The 13693-nt window shown below is 53.6% G+C and carries 15 protein-coding genes; 6 read left to right on the top strand and 9 right to left on the bottom strand.

Annotated elements, in window-relative coordinates; translation table 11 throughout:
- Positions 1–70: 70 nt before the first annotated feature.
- Genes EHSB41UT_RS21545 through dapE form a run of 4 tightly spaced genes read right to left on the bottom strand, consistent with a single transcriptional unit; the run spans position 71 to position 2847 of the window.
- The gene (locus EHSB41UT_RS21545) at positions 71–454 is read right to left on the bottom strand and encodes a hypothetical protein (RefSeq protein ID WP_087112934.1); all 384 of its coding nucleotides are present in this window, start codon (positions 452–454) and stop codon (positions 71–73) included.
- A 7-nt stretch (positions 455–461) separates the two neighbouring features.
- Entirely contained in the window at positions 462–1328 is an 867-nt protein-coding gene (locus EHSB41UT_RS21540) for a putative RNA methyltransferase (protein ID WP_087112933.1), read from the bottom strand.
- Between the two features lie 56 nt (positions 1329–1384).
- On the bottom strand, positions 1385–1687 hold the full coding sequence (locus tag EHSB41UT_RS21535; RefSeq protein ID WP_087112932.1) for an antibiotic biosynthesis monooxygenase family protein: 303 nt from the start codon (positions 1685–1687) through the stop codon (positions 1385–1387).
- The gene (gene dapE, locus EHSB41UT_RS21530) at positions 1687–2847 is read right to left on the bottom strand and encodes a succinyl-diaminopimelate desuccinylase (RefSeq protein ID WP_087112931.1); all 1161 of its coding nucleotides are present in this window, start codon (positions 2845–2847) and stop codon (positions 1687–1689) included. Before dapE ends, EHSB41UT_RS21535 begins: the two co-directional genes overlap by 1 nt.
- A gap of 174 nt (positions 2848–3021) precedes the next feature.
- Here dapE and EHSB41UT_RS21525 point away from each other — a divergent pair, with 174 nt between their 5' ends.
- Positions 3022–3333 (top strand): hypothetical protein, encoded by a 312-nt coding sequence (locus EHSB41UT_RS21525; RefSeq protein WP_087112930.1) that lies wholly within the window; start codon positions 3022–3024, stop codon positions 3331–3333.
- Between the two features lie 47 nt (positions 3334–3380).
- Here EHSB41UT_RS21525 and EHSB41UT_RS21520 read toward each other — a convergent pair whose 3' ends face one another.
- Positions 3381–3770: a DUF2721 domain-containing protein gene (locus EHSB41UT_RS21520; RefSeq protein WP_087112929.1), complete on the bottom strand. Its 390-nt coding sequence runs from the start codon at positions 3768–3770 to the stop codon at positions 3381–3383.
- A 91-nt stretch (positions 3771–3861) separates the two neighbouring features.
- Entirely contained in the window at positions 3862–4107 is a 246-nt protein-coding gene (locus tag EHSB41UT_RS21515; protein ID WP_087112928.1) for a hypothetical protein, read from the bottom strand.
- 156 nt (positions 4108–4263) lie between these two features.
- On the opposite strand from EHSB41UT_RS21515, the gene EHSB41UT_RS21510 reads away from it, so the two are divergent.
- Entirely contained in the window at positions 4264–5334 is a 1071-nt protein-coding gene (locus EHSB41UT_RS21510) for an alpha/beta hydrolase (RefSeq protein ID WP_087112927.1), read from the top strand.
- Between the two features lie 9 nt (positions 5335–5343).
- Here EHSB41UT_RS21510 and EHSB41UT_RS21505 read toward each other — a convergent pair whose 3' ends face one another.
- The 3 genes from EHSB41UT_RS21505 to EHSB41UT_RS21495 all read right to left on the bottom strand — a co-directional run bounded on the left by EHSB41UT_RS21505 (position 5344) and on the right by EHSB41UT_RS21495 (position 10777).
- A complete protein-coding gene (locus tag EHSB41UT_RS21505) occupies positions 5344–6252 on the bottom strand; it encodes a hypothetical protein (protein WP_087112926.1) in 909 nt (302 codons plus the stop codon).
- Positions 6253–6313: 61 nt separating this feature from the next.
- A complete protein-coding gene (locus tag EHSB41UT_RS21500) occupies positions 6314–8536 on the bottom strand; it encodes a hypothetical protein (RefSeq protein WP_087112925.1) in 2223 nt (740 codons plus the stop codon).
- A gap of 159 nt (positions 8537–8695) precedes the next feature.
- Positions 8696–10777, bottom strand: coding sequence for an RING finger protein (locus EHSB41UT_RS21495; RefSeq protein WP_133060609.1), 2082 nt, complete (start codon positions 10775–10777; stop codon positions 8696–8698).
- 97 nt (positions 10778–10874) lie between these two features.
- On the opposite strand from EHSB41UT_RS21495, the gene EHSB41UT_RS21490 reads away from it, so the two are divergent.
- The 4 genes from EHSB41UT_RS21490 (at position 10875) to EHSB41UT_RS21475 (ending at position 13533) form a co-directional block, all read left to right on the top strand.
- Positions 10875–11204 (top strand): YkgJ family cysteine cluster protein, encoded by a 330-nt coding sequence (locus EHSB41UT_RS21490; protein WP_462938300.1) that lies wholly within the window; start codon positions 10875–10877, stop codon positions 11202–11204.
- A 17-nt stretch (positions 11205–11221) separates the two neighbouring features.
- Entirely contained in the window at positions 11222–11734 is a 513-nt protein-coding gene (locus tag EHSB41UT_RS21485; RefSeq protein ID WP_242667390.1) for a CinA family protein, read from the top strand.
- Between the two features lie 288 nt (positions 11735–12022).
- Positions 12023–13078 carry a recombinase RecA gene (gene recA / locus EHSB41UT_RS21480; RefSeq protein ID WP_087112923.1) on the top strand — a complete coding sequence of 352 codons (1056 nt, stop codon included), beginning with the start codon at positions 12023–12025 and terminating at the stop codon, positions 13076–13078.
- 2 nt (positions 13079–13080) lie between these two features.
- Complete coding sequence (locus EHSB41UT_RS21475; protein WP_087112922.1) at positions 13081–13533, top strand: regulatory protein RecX; 453 nt, start codon at positions 13081–13083, stop codon at positions 13531–13533.
- Positions 13534–13693: the final 160 nt, after the last annotated feature.

The raw sequence follows: 13693 nt of genomic DNA, 5'->3' as shown, positions 1-13693 counted from the left end.
AAGTGAGGGTATCTTACCATGTTCCCGGGCAAATCACGTATTGCCCGGGAGCAGGAGTCAGGCTGTTAAATCAGGAAGGCCAGTCGATCAGCTTTTCTGAACCGTCCTGACCAATTTCCAGCCACTCATCCATATTTCCGGCACCTTCCTGCCAGAACGAGGCATTGCAGCGTACGCGACCGGCAAGCATTTTATGGGCACTGCGGGCGCAGTCAGCATCGCAGTGCCAGGGCGTTGAGGTTGAGTCGAACCAGACACTGGTCCAGGCTTTGCCCGCCGCATTCTCAACAATATTGACCGGGATGCTCTGCTCGTTATGGGTGACTGTCAGGTTGTAACTACGGCCCCGTACATCCGCCTCTGAGCAGTTGTCGAACGTTTCGCCCAGCCACTCGATAATAGCGTCGACCGGCTGTTTCATCAGGTAAATTTCAATATCGGTCTGGTTATCCATGGCGGCCTCAGTGCCCTTTCGCGGAGCTGGCGGGTTGGTAAATAAAGGTGTACAGACGCATATCCAGTCGGCAGATCAGGTTTTCCAGCTGTGCCAGTTGCTCGCGCTGCGCCGGTTTGATATGCCAGTAGTGGGGCGTCATGGCCAGCAGATCAATAATGGTCTGGCTGCTGTTCAGCGCAAGCGTATCGGTGACCGGTTCCTGAGAACTTAGGGTGAAATCCGCCGGCAGGCTACTCAGCAGTTTATCTTCAGGATATGGGCGCACATCGTCGTAAATCTGCTGGCGCAGTTCCAAAAGGTGATCCGGCCCAGGACCCAGCACCAATACATGGCCGCCGGGCTTGAGAATGCGGCCAAACTCACGCCAGTCTATACGGGAGAACACGCTGATAATCAGATCGGTGTTGCTATCCGCCAGTGGAATATCGGCCACACTGGCTACCAGCCATTGCAGTTGTTTGTCCTGATCCTTCCGGGTACGGCGGCAGCAGTGCTGAATCGCCGGGCGGGAAATATCAAAGCCGGTGATATCTGCCGCGGGGAACTGTTCTGCCAGACGCAGGGTGTAATAACCTTCGCCACAGCCTGCATCAACAATATGAGGCTGGTCATTCCCGGTCAGGCATTCGGCGGCTTTCGCTTCAAGAGCTGTCGCCGGCGTATTGTAGAGTCCGCTGTCGAGGAAGCGGCTGCGGGCCTGTACCATCTCGGCATTATCACCCGGGTTGGCGCTGCGTTTTTTCTGCACCGGCAACAGATTCAGGTAACCCTGACGGGCACGGTCGAAACGGTGGCCGTTCAGGCAGCTGGCTCCATCGGAGAAGGCGGGCAGTTCTGCCCTGCAAACCGGACAGCGTAAAGTGGAGGACATGAATTTATCAGCTTAAGAGAAGAACGGGCCGTAGTTTACTGCCCGTGACTGCGACCTCAAGCGGTATCTTCCGGAAAGGCATATTTTCGGGTGATTTTGCCCACTTCCACGGAATAGCTGGAATACCAGCGCTCCCGACCCAGTTGCTGGGCCATCAGATGATCAGAAGCCTGCTTCCAGTGGCGGATGCTCTCTTCATCCGCCCACCAGGAGAGAGCAAGTTCCTGATCTCCTTCGGTCATGGCTACAAATTTCAGACAGCCGTAATCATTCAAAGCCAGTTCACGGAGCTGGCTGGCCGTCTGGAGATACTCGTCCTCCGGAACGGTCAGGATTGCCTGAAAAATAACGACAAACATCAGCCCGCAACCAGCAGGTTGCCCAGAATCTTCTGATAGATAGTAGACAGTGTATTGAGGTCCTCGGCGCTGACCCGCTCATTCACTTTATGGATCGTGGCATTGCAGGGCCCCAACTCCAGCACCTGAGCGCCAGTCGGGGCGATAAAGCGACCATCGGAGGTACCGCCGGCGGTGGACAGTTCCGGCTGGTAACCGCAAACCTCGGATACTGCCTTTACGGTGGCATCAACCAGCTCGCCCTTGGCGGTCAGGAACGGCTGACCGAAGGTGCGCCAGTCGATATCGTAGTTAAGCTGATGGCGGCTCAGCAGGTCTTCAAAGCGCTCGCGCAGGCCGGTATCGGTCTGTTCGGTGGAGAATCGGAAGTTGCAGACAATATTCAGGGTGCCAGGAATCACATTGGTCGCACCGGTGCCGGCATGGATATTGGAAATCTGGAAGCTGGTGGGCGGGAAGAAGGCGTTGCCCTGATCCCATTCGGTGGAAGCCAGTTCGGTCATGGCCGGGGCGGCCGAGTGAATCGGGTTGTTGGCCAGGTGCGGATAGGCCACATGGCCCTGAATACCTTTTACTGTCAGGTTGGCCCCCAGCGAACCGCGACGACCATTCTTGATCACATCACCCACTTTCTCTGTACTGGAAGGCTCGCCTACCAGACACCAGTCAATTTTCTCTTTGCGGGCTTCCAGCGCTTCCACCACTTTGACGGTACCGCAGGTGGCCGGACCTTCTTCGTCGCTGGTGATCAGTAAGGCAATCGAGCCGTTATGATCAGGATGTTCGGCAACAAACCGTTCAATTGCAGTAATCATGGAGGCGATGCTGCCTTTCATATCGGCTGCGCCGCGACCGCACAGATCACCCTCGTGGAAAGTGGGCTCGAAAGGCGGGAACTGCCATTCCTCTTCCGGGCCGGTCGGTACAACATCGGTATGACCGGCAAAGGTAAACAATGGGCCATCTTCACCCCGACGCAGCCAGAGGTTTTGCACGGATCCGTGATGATCGCTGAAGGGCATGGCTTCCGGTTTGAAACCCAGTGGTGCCAGTCGTTCAATCAACAATTGCTGGCAGCCGGCATCTTCAGGCGTGACGGATGGACGGGCAATTAACTCGCAGGCCAGCTGCAAAGTGGGAGAGAGGGACGAGTCTGACATGGTGCGTTCAGTGTTCTTCTGATTGTGTTTGCTGGCAATGATAACAGAGTTAAAGAAGCATGGGCGGGCCGACAGTTCTTTGTGGAGTTTGATTAACAGCCCATTTCTACACCATACTGTGAATTGGTATAAAAATTAACCAGAACAAAAATCAAAAGTTCAGGAACGCATTTCATGAATCCAACACAGACATTGCTGTCACACATCCCCGAGCAACTGTCCTCGATGGTATGTACGCATGCCCGGGTTTATGTGGGCATTATGGAAAAAGAAGATGAGGGCATGTACCAGATTGGCTGGGCCATGTACCTGTTCGAGAATGCCGAGCAGACCGAGCCGGAAGAGCAGGAACCGTTGCATGTGGTTAAGGATCTCTCACTCTCTCCGGATGAACTCAATGCCATGCTTGATGCTTTCCAAGAGCTGCCTTCCATATTTGGGGATGATGATATCTCCTGCCACTACAAGCTGATTCTGTCGCACTAATCTTTATCATTGGCCGCCGGTACAAGGCGGCCATTGCTTACAGGTGGTTACTGCATATCACGCATCTGAATATCCAGTGCGCGGGTGGATATCTGGATTTCAGCCGCACACAATATCAATGAAACCATCAGCGCGATCAGACAGCCTCCGAATACCAGCACGCCCCAGTCCATCCATCCCAGATACAGCAGAAACATATCCACCACACACAGGATAAAACTGAGAATACCGGCACCCTGCATATGTTTGATCAGTTTGAGACGTTTGCGCAGATCGACAATCTGCTCCGATAAAAATTTGCGGTCTGGATTGGCCTGATAATCCCGGTGCAGGTTGCGGATCAGCCCAGCGAGGGTGAGAAATTTATTGGTATAAGAGAGAAACAGCAGGGAGATGGCCGGGAAAAACAGGGCGGGCGTGGTCAGTGTCAGTTCCATAAGGGGCCTGTGTGTCATCCGTTAGGATGATCCGTTGTGGAATGCTCTTGATGCTTATTTTAACTGTAAGCGGCAGGCCCCGTTATCGGTATCAGTCCCCATGGTGAATCATTTCATCGTCGACAGCAGCGGAGAGGTGCATGCTGCGGCGATCCAGATGCTCGGTAGGAATATCCGGCAACCGCGAGGCCGGGGTGAGATAGGCCCAGGCTGCACCGACAACCAGCCCGGTCAGGCCTCCGGCAGCGGCTCCTGGCAGGCCGGCGACCAGAGCACCAATACATCCACCGGTTCCAGCCGTGCTCAGGGTTTTTAGTGAGATTTTACCTGCTTCCATGCGGTTAACTCCCTTAAAAGAACGTTCTTTTTAGCTTATACGCAGCGTTTCTGTTTGGGGATCAGCGGCTGGCAGTGGTATAAAAAAGGGAGCACACAAGGAAAAGAACAATAATGACTGAGTACAGGATGACTCGTTTGGGTAAAGGGGGGCGCTATGTTTGACTGGATCTTGTCCCGCATGGCCCGTTCTGCAGCGGCCATGGTTCCTCCTCATCCTGCCTGGCTGGGCATGGATCGGCAGATGCGCAAACTGATGACGCTGATCCAGTGGGTCTCCAACCCGGATGTTCAGTCTCCCAAAAGTCTGCGCCGCTCCTATCGGCTCAGCTCCAATCTCTGGAACATTCCCGCCGACCCGACTGTGATGGTGCGGGATGAATCATTGAATGATGATATCTCCCTGCGCTGGTATACCGTGGCTGATAGCGATAACGACCAGTGTCTGGTCTATTACCATGGCGGCGGCATGATGATCGGGGATCTGGATACCCATGATCGTTTTTGTCGTCGCATTGCCCGCAAACGGCGTATGACCGTAGTGGCTGTGGATTATCGTCTTGCTCCCGAGCACCCTTTTCCGGCTGGGGCGGAAGATGCGATTGTGGCCTGGAATGCCATTGCCGAAAAATGGCAGAGTCAGGGTGGTGATCTTCGTCAGCTTGGTATTGGTGGTGACAGCGCCGGTGGGTATCTTGCGGCCGTGGTGTGCCAGCAGCATGTGCGTTCGACGCTATCAGTGAAACCTGAACATATGCCCGCCTGGCAATGGTTAATCTATCCCATGCTGAACTGCCTTGATCGAAGCAGCAGCTCCTGGGTGACCTACAGCCATGATCTGATCCTGACCAGTCAGCTGGTGGCCCGTTTTCACGATACTTATGTGCCGAATAAAGAAGAGCAATCTCTGATTGCAGCCTCACCAGCCTGTGCCGATGCTGAGCTTCTGGCTGCCTTGCCACCTGCGGTGGTGATCACAGCGGAATATGATCCGCTGCGAGACCAGGGTGTGGCTTATGCTCGTGCGTTAAAAGGTGCGGAAGTCGCTGTTGCAGTGCACCATGAATCGAAACTGCCCCATGGCTATATCAACTTTACCGGCTTCTCCGATGCAGCATTGCGGGCGACGGAAAAAGCCATAAGTCTGATTGATATGATCTGTCTGCAGGCGCGCAGAACCCTGCCGGTGAAAACTCAGTACAAAACCGAGAAGATTGAGCGCACTTGATATCGTAAATCAGGAGCAGGGCTCTGCCTTATTGCCCGCCAATGCGGCTTTTAAGGCCGCCGGTGCCGCAAAGGATGAGCCTTTTAACACTTTCCAGTAAGTTTTGGGGTAGGCATCACGGCTTTGCTGACCAGCCCCGGTCAGTCTGGCCAAAGGAATATCTACGCAGTTATCGGCATCCAGATCATACCCGAGTGGTTGGCCTGCTTCATTGTCGATACGCTTCAGCAGATACGCAGCCCGGGCGTAGGTATCAACAAACACATTATTCGCCACATAATGCTGCAGCTCTTCTTCCACCGCACCGACAGTAATAACCCCGTTCGCCAGTGAGAAGGTGTTGATCATTCGTCGTCCACCATTACCGGCGATGGTGTAAACCGCCACGCCCGTCTCTGCCAGCTTTTCCAACTCTTTAATAATTAACCAGGTGTCACGCCAGATCGGAGAGCTTTCGCCCATCTGACGCACTTTCTCCTTATACAGGGCAGCATGTTCTCTTTTTAAGGGTTGGGGGAATGTACTGATCAGAGTGGAGGATTCCCAGGACAGCACCAAAGCATCCACCGGAGAGGTTGCCATACGCGCATTGATCTTTTGCAGGTTGGCCAGAATATCGCCCATCGGGTTTTGGTTGTGGTGGATGGGATAATTGATGAACGTCACTTGTTGTGTAGCGGCGAGCATACGCACCAGATCACCGTGATAGATCGGCTCGGCTTCTGAATCATTGTCCAGATCATCCAGACCGTAGAGTGCAAGGTGGTGAGAACGTTCTTCCTCAGAAGAAAAACCTTCAGCCGGGGGGAAGAACCGATCCAGAATGGCCACTTTGTACTGCGGTTCGGTAGAAGCTGCGCTTAACGAAGAAAGTACCAGAGAAATAGAACAGATTAAAAATAAGAGAAGTTGCCGCATGCTGATAACCGGTCATTATTATTGGTATGACTGGTTATCGGCATATAGCGGGTTTTCTTTCTTAGTAATGTTTGTGGATCTGGCTCCAGCGAATCTGAGCGGCCAATGGGTGCTTGCAGCTTGAACAGGGCACATTGACTTCATGGTTCAGATGAAACAGGTCGTGCCAGTGCAGACTGTATTTGTACCCCGTATGCTTATTCTGAATCTCGTTAAAGGCATATTCATCCAGGCATCCCAGATGCCCCATGCCAGCTCTGCATTGAGGGCACTTATAGAGAGGCTCAGCCGGACTGCCTTCTTCCAGACAGATGATGCAGGCATTAGGTTCACCATCTGAATCTCTGGACGCAGCCACCTGCAGATCTTCGACAATTCCTGCAGCATAGGGCTTGCGCAGGTTATCTACACCAAACCCCCCTTCAATGGAGTCCCTGGGATCAGCCGGCGCATTATTAAAACGGTAGAGCGGATCTTTTGGGGAATTTCTCTTTTGTCCAAAATCCAGAACCGGACGAAGCCGTTTGTTGGGTTGTGGTGCTGGCCTGGTTGCCGACGGATCACCGACGCCTGTTGTGTATGCATCATGAGTAGCATTTGCAGCATGGGAAGGCCGGCTGAAAAGGTGATCCGACCAGGAAAACGATGATAGTTGTAGTGATGATGAGCTATGACTGCTCTCCGAGGGTGCCACAGAAGACATCATCGGGGCTGCAGGCCTTGTCTCAGTAACCAATGGTGTTGGGGTTGGGTTATATGAAGGGCCGTGTGACGGGCCATGCGCAGCGCTGGGAGCCGGTATGGTCATCTCGTAGTAATCGCCAGAAGGTGTGCGGGCCACAGGCTCATCGTAGTAGCCGTAGTAGATATGGTGTTTGATTTCAGGCCTGCGGACTCTTCGTGTGGGGGCTTCCAGGTTTAAATCCAGGCTGCGCGCCCCTTCATGGAGTGCAGCACGGAGGCTGTGCAGGGATAGTTCCCTTGCGCTATAGGTAATTTCGGCATTGAACAGGCTGACCAGCCAGCGGGGCAGGCGGTACTGATAATGGAGATCGTCTGTAGCATCTGGTGAGGTGATGGTCAGTGCTTTCTTGTCCAGAGACAGAGTGAACTGTCCACCCAAAGAAGCAACGGGCGTTGAGGAGTTCTCATCAGTATTGAGATGAACATCTGTTATCTGGTTACGGAACGGACGGTAAACTTTGTGTACATCGTGGCTATCGCTCAATACGCCAGTGGCGCAGGCGCCTTGAGTGCAAAGCAGGGCATCACTGATCTGGTGGAGAAGGGATTCATGGAAAACACTGAAATATGCTTCTGAATCCAGCTCGGCCGCATTCAGATAGGACTCTTCCAGCCATGGTGTATAACGGTTCCGGCCGAAATTCAGATCCATTTCAATCAGTGTCGGCGGGCTGTCGGTACTTTTGTTGACCGCAAGTAGTAGCTGATTACCAGTGACTTCTGTGCTGGGGAAAACGGTCAGATTTTGAAGGCCAATCTGATCCATAGTATCGGCCAGACGATTCAGAGGGCTCTGGCGAGATTCCCGACTTTTGCTGTTAAAGCCAGTCCGACTGAACTCGATATACGGAGCGTTGTTGTCCTGTGGGGGGAGTCCCAGCTGGATAAACAGGCGATGGCTGACGTTGTCCTGAAGGTAAACAGGACGGGGCGAGGCACCCTTGAATGAGTCCGGGCTCAGGTAGTAAGACAGTAGCGCTATGGCTGTGAAGGTTGCTCGTCGGTATTCGTGCATGCTGCGGCTATAGCCTTCATATGTATTACCGAGCAGGTTAAGAATATGCCCTGCGTGCAGGGTGCTGAAGAAACTGCTCAGAGTGGTATAGCCCATACCGGCATCAATAATATTCTTGATGTTGGCCAGTGCGCCCATCATGGCCAGACCGTAGCCTGCAAAGGTTTGGGCACCATAAACGGTGCTGGCAACAACGGCTGAATCATTATCAACGGTGTCCAGAACGCCGGAGACAAACGGGCGGGAACCCAAAAGAATCCCCGGGATAATGCCGCCCCAGAAAATCTGCTGTGCCGATTGACTCAGTTGTTCTTTGGTTAATCCTTCGAGATAGAGCGTGCTGTTGCCGTAAGAGATAAAGCTGCCATTACTGTTCTGGCTGGTGGTCAGGCCACTGCTTCTCTCGGTATCGCTTTCTGTGGCCTTTCCGGTCTGAGCCACACCGGAAAGGGTGAATAGCAGACAGGTGATACCGGTCAGGTAAGTCAGTGCGGTTATTATCCGTGATGAGCTTGCCCCAATCATGAATCCCTCGTATGCCAGACACGCCAGGCGGATTGCATTGCAGGATCCGCGCGAGTAGAAGGAGCGCAAGCATAGCCAAATAACGCTGTTACAAAGTGTTCCGGAGGGAATTGATACAAAAATACCAAGTTGCCGTTACCTGATGTCACCAAACAGGCATTATCGTTTTCCCCAGCGCAGCTGCGCCGCGATTGGTTGTCGGCAGACGGGGCAGGGAACATTTATATGGGCATGGTGGCGGGCACCAATGGCTTTGGTGGGATTCGCTATTGAGCCTTGCCTGTTGCCGGGAGGGTAAAGCAGCTCCGCGCCAACATCGTTGTACTGGACATGGTTGTGCAGATATTTGTCGAGGCAGCCCAGATGCATAACGCCTGCTTCGCACTGATGTGGACACTTGAGCAGCGGTGCTGCCTTTCTCCCGGAGTCAAAGCAGATCACGCACTCCTTATTCTGGCGGGCGTGTTTGTACATTTTGTCAGTCACGCCCCCGGCATAATTGGTGTAGTAGTGGCTGGTCTCGAAGCTGGTGGCCAGGCCATCGGATGGGTGTCGGCGGCGAATGTTTTTGTACAGGTTCAATGGATCTTTTGGGGTCTTGCGCTGAGCGTTTCCAAACCGTTTGGTCTGGCTGACCGGCTGTATTTTTTCTTTATCGCCTCGACGAATCCATGGCAGGTTCTGAGCAGCTGGTGGTAATGGTGTTGTCTGGCTTCTTGCTACTTGTGATCGTGTACGCCCAACGCCTGAGCTAAGTGGTACCGATGCGGAGTGAGCGTCCGATGTTATTTCGGGATCAGGCGATGGTGATAGCTCTGGAAATGGTTCTGGAGATATTTCGGGTAACGAAGGACCTGCAGGAGTAACCGACGCATGTGGAGTGAGAGTATTTAATGTGCTTTTAAACGCCCAGTCTCTAAATGAAGCCGTCAACTCGGCGGATATCAGGCTGGTCAGCCATGCCGGCAGGCGATATTGATGAAAATGACCGCTTTGCACTGGGTTGGCAGATAGCTCAAGATTGTGGTCGTTGGCCCTGGCAAACAATCGGCTGCCCAGCTGGAATACCCGGGCATTGGATGAGTGGTAAGGCACGGTACTCTCCTGTGCCGGAACCGGTGCGGCGGGTTCATCGGGCTGGTAGGTAAAGACATCTTCGTGGGCCGTTGCTGACAACTGGCCCCAGTGGCACTTGTTATACAGACACAGCAAAGCATCACTGATGTGATCAAGAATATCTTTCTGGAAAAGGCTGAAGAAGCGACTGGCCTGCCTGAGGTGCGGATTGGCATAACTCTCTTCCAGCCAGGGGGTGAAAGTCTCTTTCTGGTAATCCAGAGCAATATGTACGATGGCAGCCTGTTGCCCGGTATCGTCCTGCGGCACCATCAGCATGAGCTGCTTTCCGGTGGTCAGGGTTCGTGGTACGACCGACAGGCTTTCCCGTCCGGTGCGCTCCATGGCATGGGCCAGTCGTCCCAGCGGATGCTGACCGTCATGACGGCTGGTCATTTGCAATTGTGTGCGCAGGAACTCAACGACAGGCAGGTTGTGGTCCGGTGTTGGACTGTGGATACGAATAATAAAATATTTGCTGTAGCGATCCGTCAGTTGAACCGGCCAGCTCTTCTCACCTGTTGAAAATGGCCACAGTTGCCAGGCCGTGATCAGCAGAGCCGTACTGAGAAGGCGGTAATGGAGACGTTGCTGATCCGTCAGTTGCTGAAGGCCTAACAAAAACAGAATGCGTTGATAGCCCAGCAGCTCGAATGCAGCACTCAGGTTGGTATAGCTGAGGCCTGCATTAAAGATATCCTCCAGATTGGCCAGTCTGGCCACCAGAGCCAAAAGGGTACCCGCCCATTGGGAGCCTTGAACCAGAGTTTGAGTATGGGAGTGTGTGGTTTGAGTGACCTTTTCCAGCCACTGTCCCAGGTGGGGCGCTGAACCTATCAGTAGCCCGGGCAGAATGCCTCCCAGAGTGATTTGTGCCAGTGCACTGGTTATCCGATTTGGGGAAAAGTCTTCCAGAAAAAGCAGGTTGTTACCGAATTCCAGAAAACTGCCATGCCGGTTTTGCTCCAGTGCCAGCCGTCCCTCTTCTTCAATTACATCAAGGTTAATAGGCTCATTGGCGGATGTGCAGCAGGAGAGAGCTAGCAGCCATACCGCCAGCATGGCTCTTATAAAAGAGCCAAATGGTTTTGGAGGTGTGATTGGGCCGGTGGTGCTCCTGTGCATGCAGGCCTCTGGATCCGGGCGGCTAGATCGGTTTAATAGTGCAGCCTGTTCGCTGGCGAACGCCAGCATAGACAAAATCTGTTATTGGGGGAGGCGTATGCGCATTGACGGTTCAGAGCGGTATTACGACAATTCCTTTTTTAACTTCATTAAGCAGGGTGGTGTTGTGAGCCAGATGATGTGTCGGGCTGGCTGTGGTGCCTGCTGTATTGCTCCTTCTATCTCTACGCCGATTCCGGGGATGCCTAATGGCAAGCCTGCCGGAGTACGCTGTGTGCAGCTGGATGAGCGTAACTTTTGTCGTATATTTGGGCAGTCGGATCGACCGGCGGTCTGTAGTGCATTTTCTGCTGATGAAGCCACTTGCGGAAGCACGCGGGACGAGGCACTGTTACGTATTCTCGATATGGAACAGGCAACGACCTGAAGACTGAGGAGCGGCTTGTGACGGATGCTGTGACAGATAGAGAACTGGATCTTCTGGCCACCAAGGTTGGCAAAGCACTTGCCGCTGCCGGCCAGATGCTGGTCTCTGCCGAATCCTGCACCGGTGGCGGAATCATGAAGATCATGACCGATATCCCCGGCAGTTCCGGCTGGTGTGAAGGCGGCTTTATCACCTACACCAACCGTGCCAAGCAACGCTTTCTTGGGGTGCCGGAAGCAACACTGGAGAGCTGTGGCGCGGTCAGCCGGGAGACGGTGGAAGCCATGGCACAAGGTGCTCTGGAACGGAGTGATGCCACAATCTCGGTTGCCGTCAGTGGTATTGCCGGGCCGGATGGTGGTTCCGATCAAAAGCCGGTGGGTACGGTCTGGCTGGCCTGGGCGCAGCGAGGGCAGGGCGTGCGTTCAGAGTGCTGTCTCTTTACCGGTGACCGGGAAACTGTACGCCGGCAGACTATTAACCGTGCACTAACGGAGATACTGTCCCGTTATCCCTTGGCAGAGGCCTGAAGCGAAGGCTACTTTCCATACAGGTTTTTAGCGGCCCACTCTTCCTGTTGTGGGCATGTTGGCAGCGGTGTTTTACAACGCGGTTTTGCAAAAGTGTTTCGGAAAACTGGTCGCCTTCCAGAAGATGTGTTTTAATACTGTTTATCTGTACAGTATTTTGTGTCTCCATACTCTGAGTATCACTGTATTTCGGAATCTGAGGATTTCGGAAGAAAACCGGCAACGGCCATCACTGATCGGCAGAGGATGCGAGGGAGCAACCAGGAATATTGCGAGTGAGGTGAACAAATGGATGATAACAAAAAGAAAGCGCTCTCTGCTGCGCTAGGTCAAATCGAACGCCAGTTTGGTAAAGGCGCAGTTATGCGTATGGGCGACCAGAAGCGGGAAGCCATTCCGGCTATCTCCACCGGCTCCCTGCAGCTGGATATCGCGCTCGGCATTGGCGGTCTGCCAAAGGGCCGTATTGTTGAGATCTATGGTCCGGAATCCTCCGGTAAAACCACCATGACGCTGAGTCTGATTGCTCAGGCCCAGAAGAGTGGCTGCACCTGTGCATTCGTGGATGCGGAACACGCTCTGGATCCTGACTATGCCGGCAAGCTGGGTGTGAACGTAGACGACCTGTACGTGTCCCAGCCTGACACCGGTGAACAGGCTCTCGAAATCACCGATATGCTGGTTCGCTCCAATGCCGTTGACGTTATTATCGTTGACTCCGTGGCCGCACTGGTACCGAAGGCCGAAATTGAAGGCGAGATGGGTGATTCTCACGTGGGTCTGCAGGCCCGTCTGATGAGCCAGGCGCTGCGTAAGCTGACCGGTTCCATCAAGCAGGCTAACTGTCTGGTGGTATTCATCAACCAGATCCGTATGAAGATCGGTGTGATGTTCGGCAACCCGGAAACCACCACCGGTGGTAACGCCCTGAAGTTCTACTCCTCCGTGCGTCTGGATATCCGTCGTACCGGTTCCGTGAAGCAGGGTGATGAAGTTGTCGGTAACGAAACCCGCGTCAAGGTTGTTAAGAACAAGGTCTCCCCTCCGTTCAGACAGGCTGAATTCCAGATTCTTTACGGTCAGGGCATTTACCATATGGGTGAAGTGATCGATCTGGGCGTGAAGCAGAAGCTGGTTGAGAAGGCCGGTGCCTGGTACTCCTACAAAGGCAACAAGATCGGTCAGGGTAAGGCCAACGCCTCCCAGTACCTGGAAGACAATCCTGCCATTGCTGACGAGATTGAAACTGAAATCCGTCGTCAGCTGCTGAACATTGGTTCTGCAGAAGAAAAGGGTAAGGAAGAAGCGGCTGATAAAGCCGGTGATGATCTGATCAAGGCCTGAGTATGACCGAGCAGGACGTACTGCTGCGCAGGGCTGCGATGGATCTTCTGGCCCGCCGTGAACACTCCCGCAAGGAGTTGCATAACAAGTTGCGGGGGCGTGCCGAGGAGCCGGAAGTGCTGGAGCAGGTTCTGGATCGCCTTGAGGAGGACAATTTGCTCTCCGATGGACGTTTCGTCGAGAGCTTTGTTCGGGCACGTATCGGTAAAGGGCATGGCCCGGTTCGTATTCGTCAGGAACTGCAGCAGAAAGGCATTGCTGGCGAAGAGTGTCAGATAGCTCTGGAAGAGGCGGATGTGGACTGGTACGAACTGGCGCGGGACTGTCGTCAGCGCAAGTTTGGTCAGGCGACACCGGTTGATAATCGCGACCGTGCCCGACAGATGCGTTACCTGCAATATCGGGGCTTTGAGATGGACGCGATTAATCACGCTATCCGGGCCTATCAGGACTAGAGATTGTCATCCAGTCAAAAAGCGCAGCCAAACTGAAGTGACCCCCAATAGTTGGACACCCAATTATTGGGGGTTACTTTTATGTCCAAATACAGCCCAGAGCTGAAACGTATCATTGCCAGCGAATACATAGATGATGGAATATCATCACATCAGCTCG

It is taken from the genome of Parendozoicomonas haliclonae, from assembly GCF_900174585.1.
Classification (GTDB): domain Bacteria; phylum Pseudomonadota; class Gammaproteobacteria; order Pseudomonadales; family Endozoicomonadaceae; genus Sansalvadorimonas; species Sansalvadorimonas haliclonae.
Note: the sequence above shows the minus strand (reverse complement) of the source record. Positions and strands in the feature narration are given on the sequence as shown.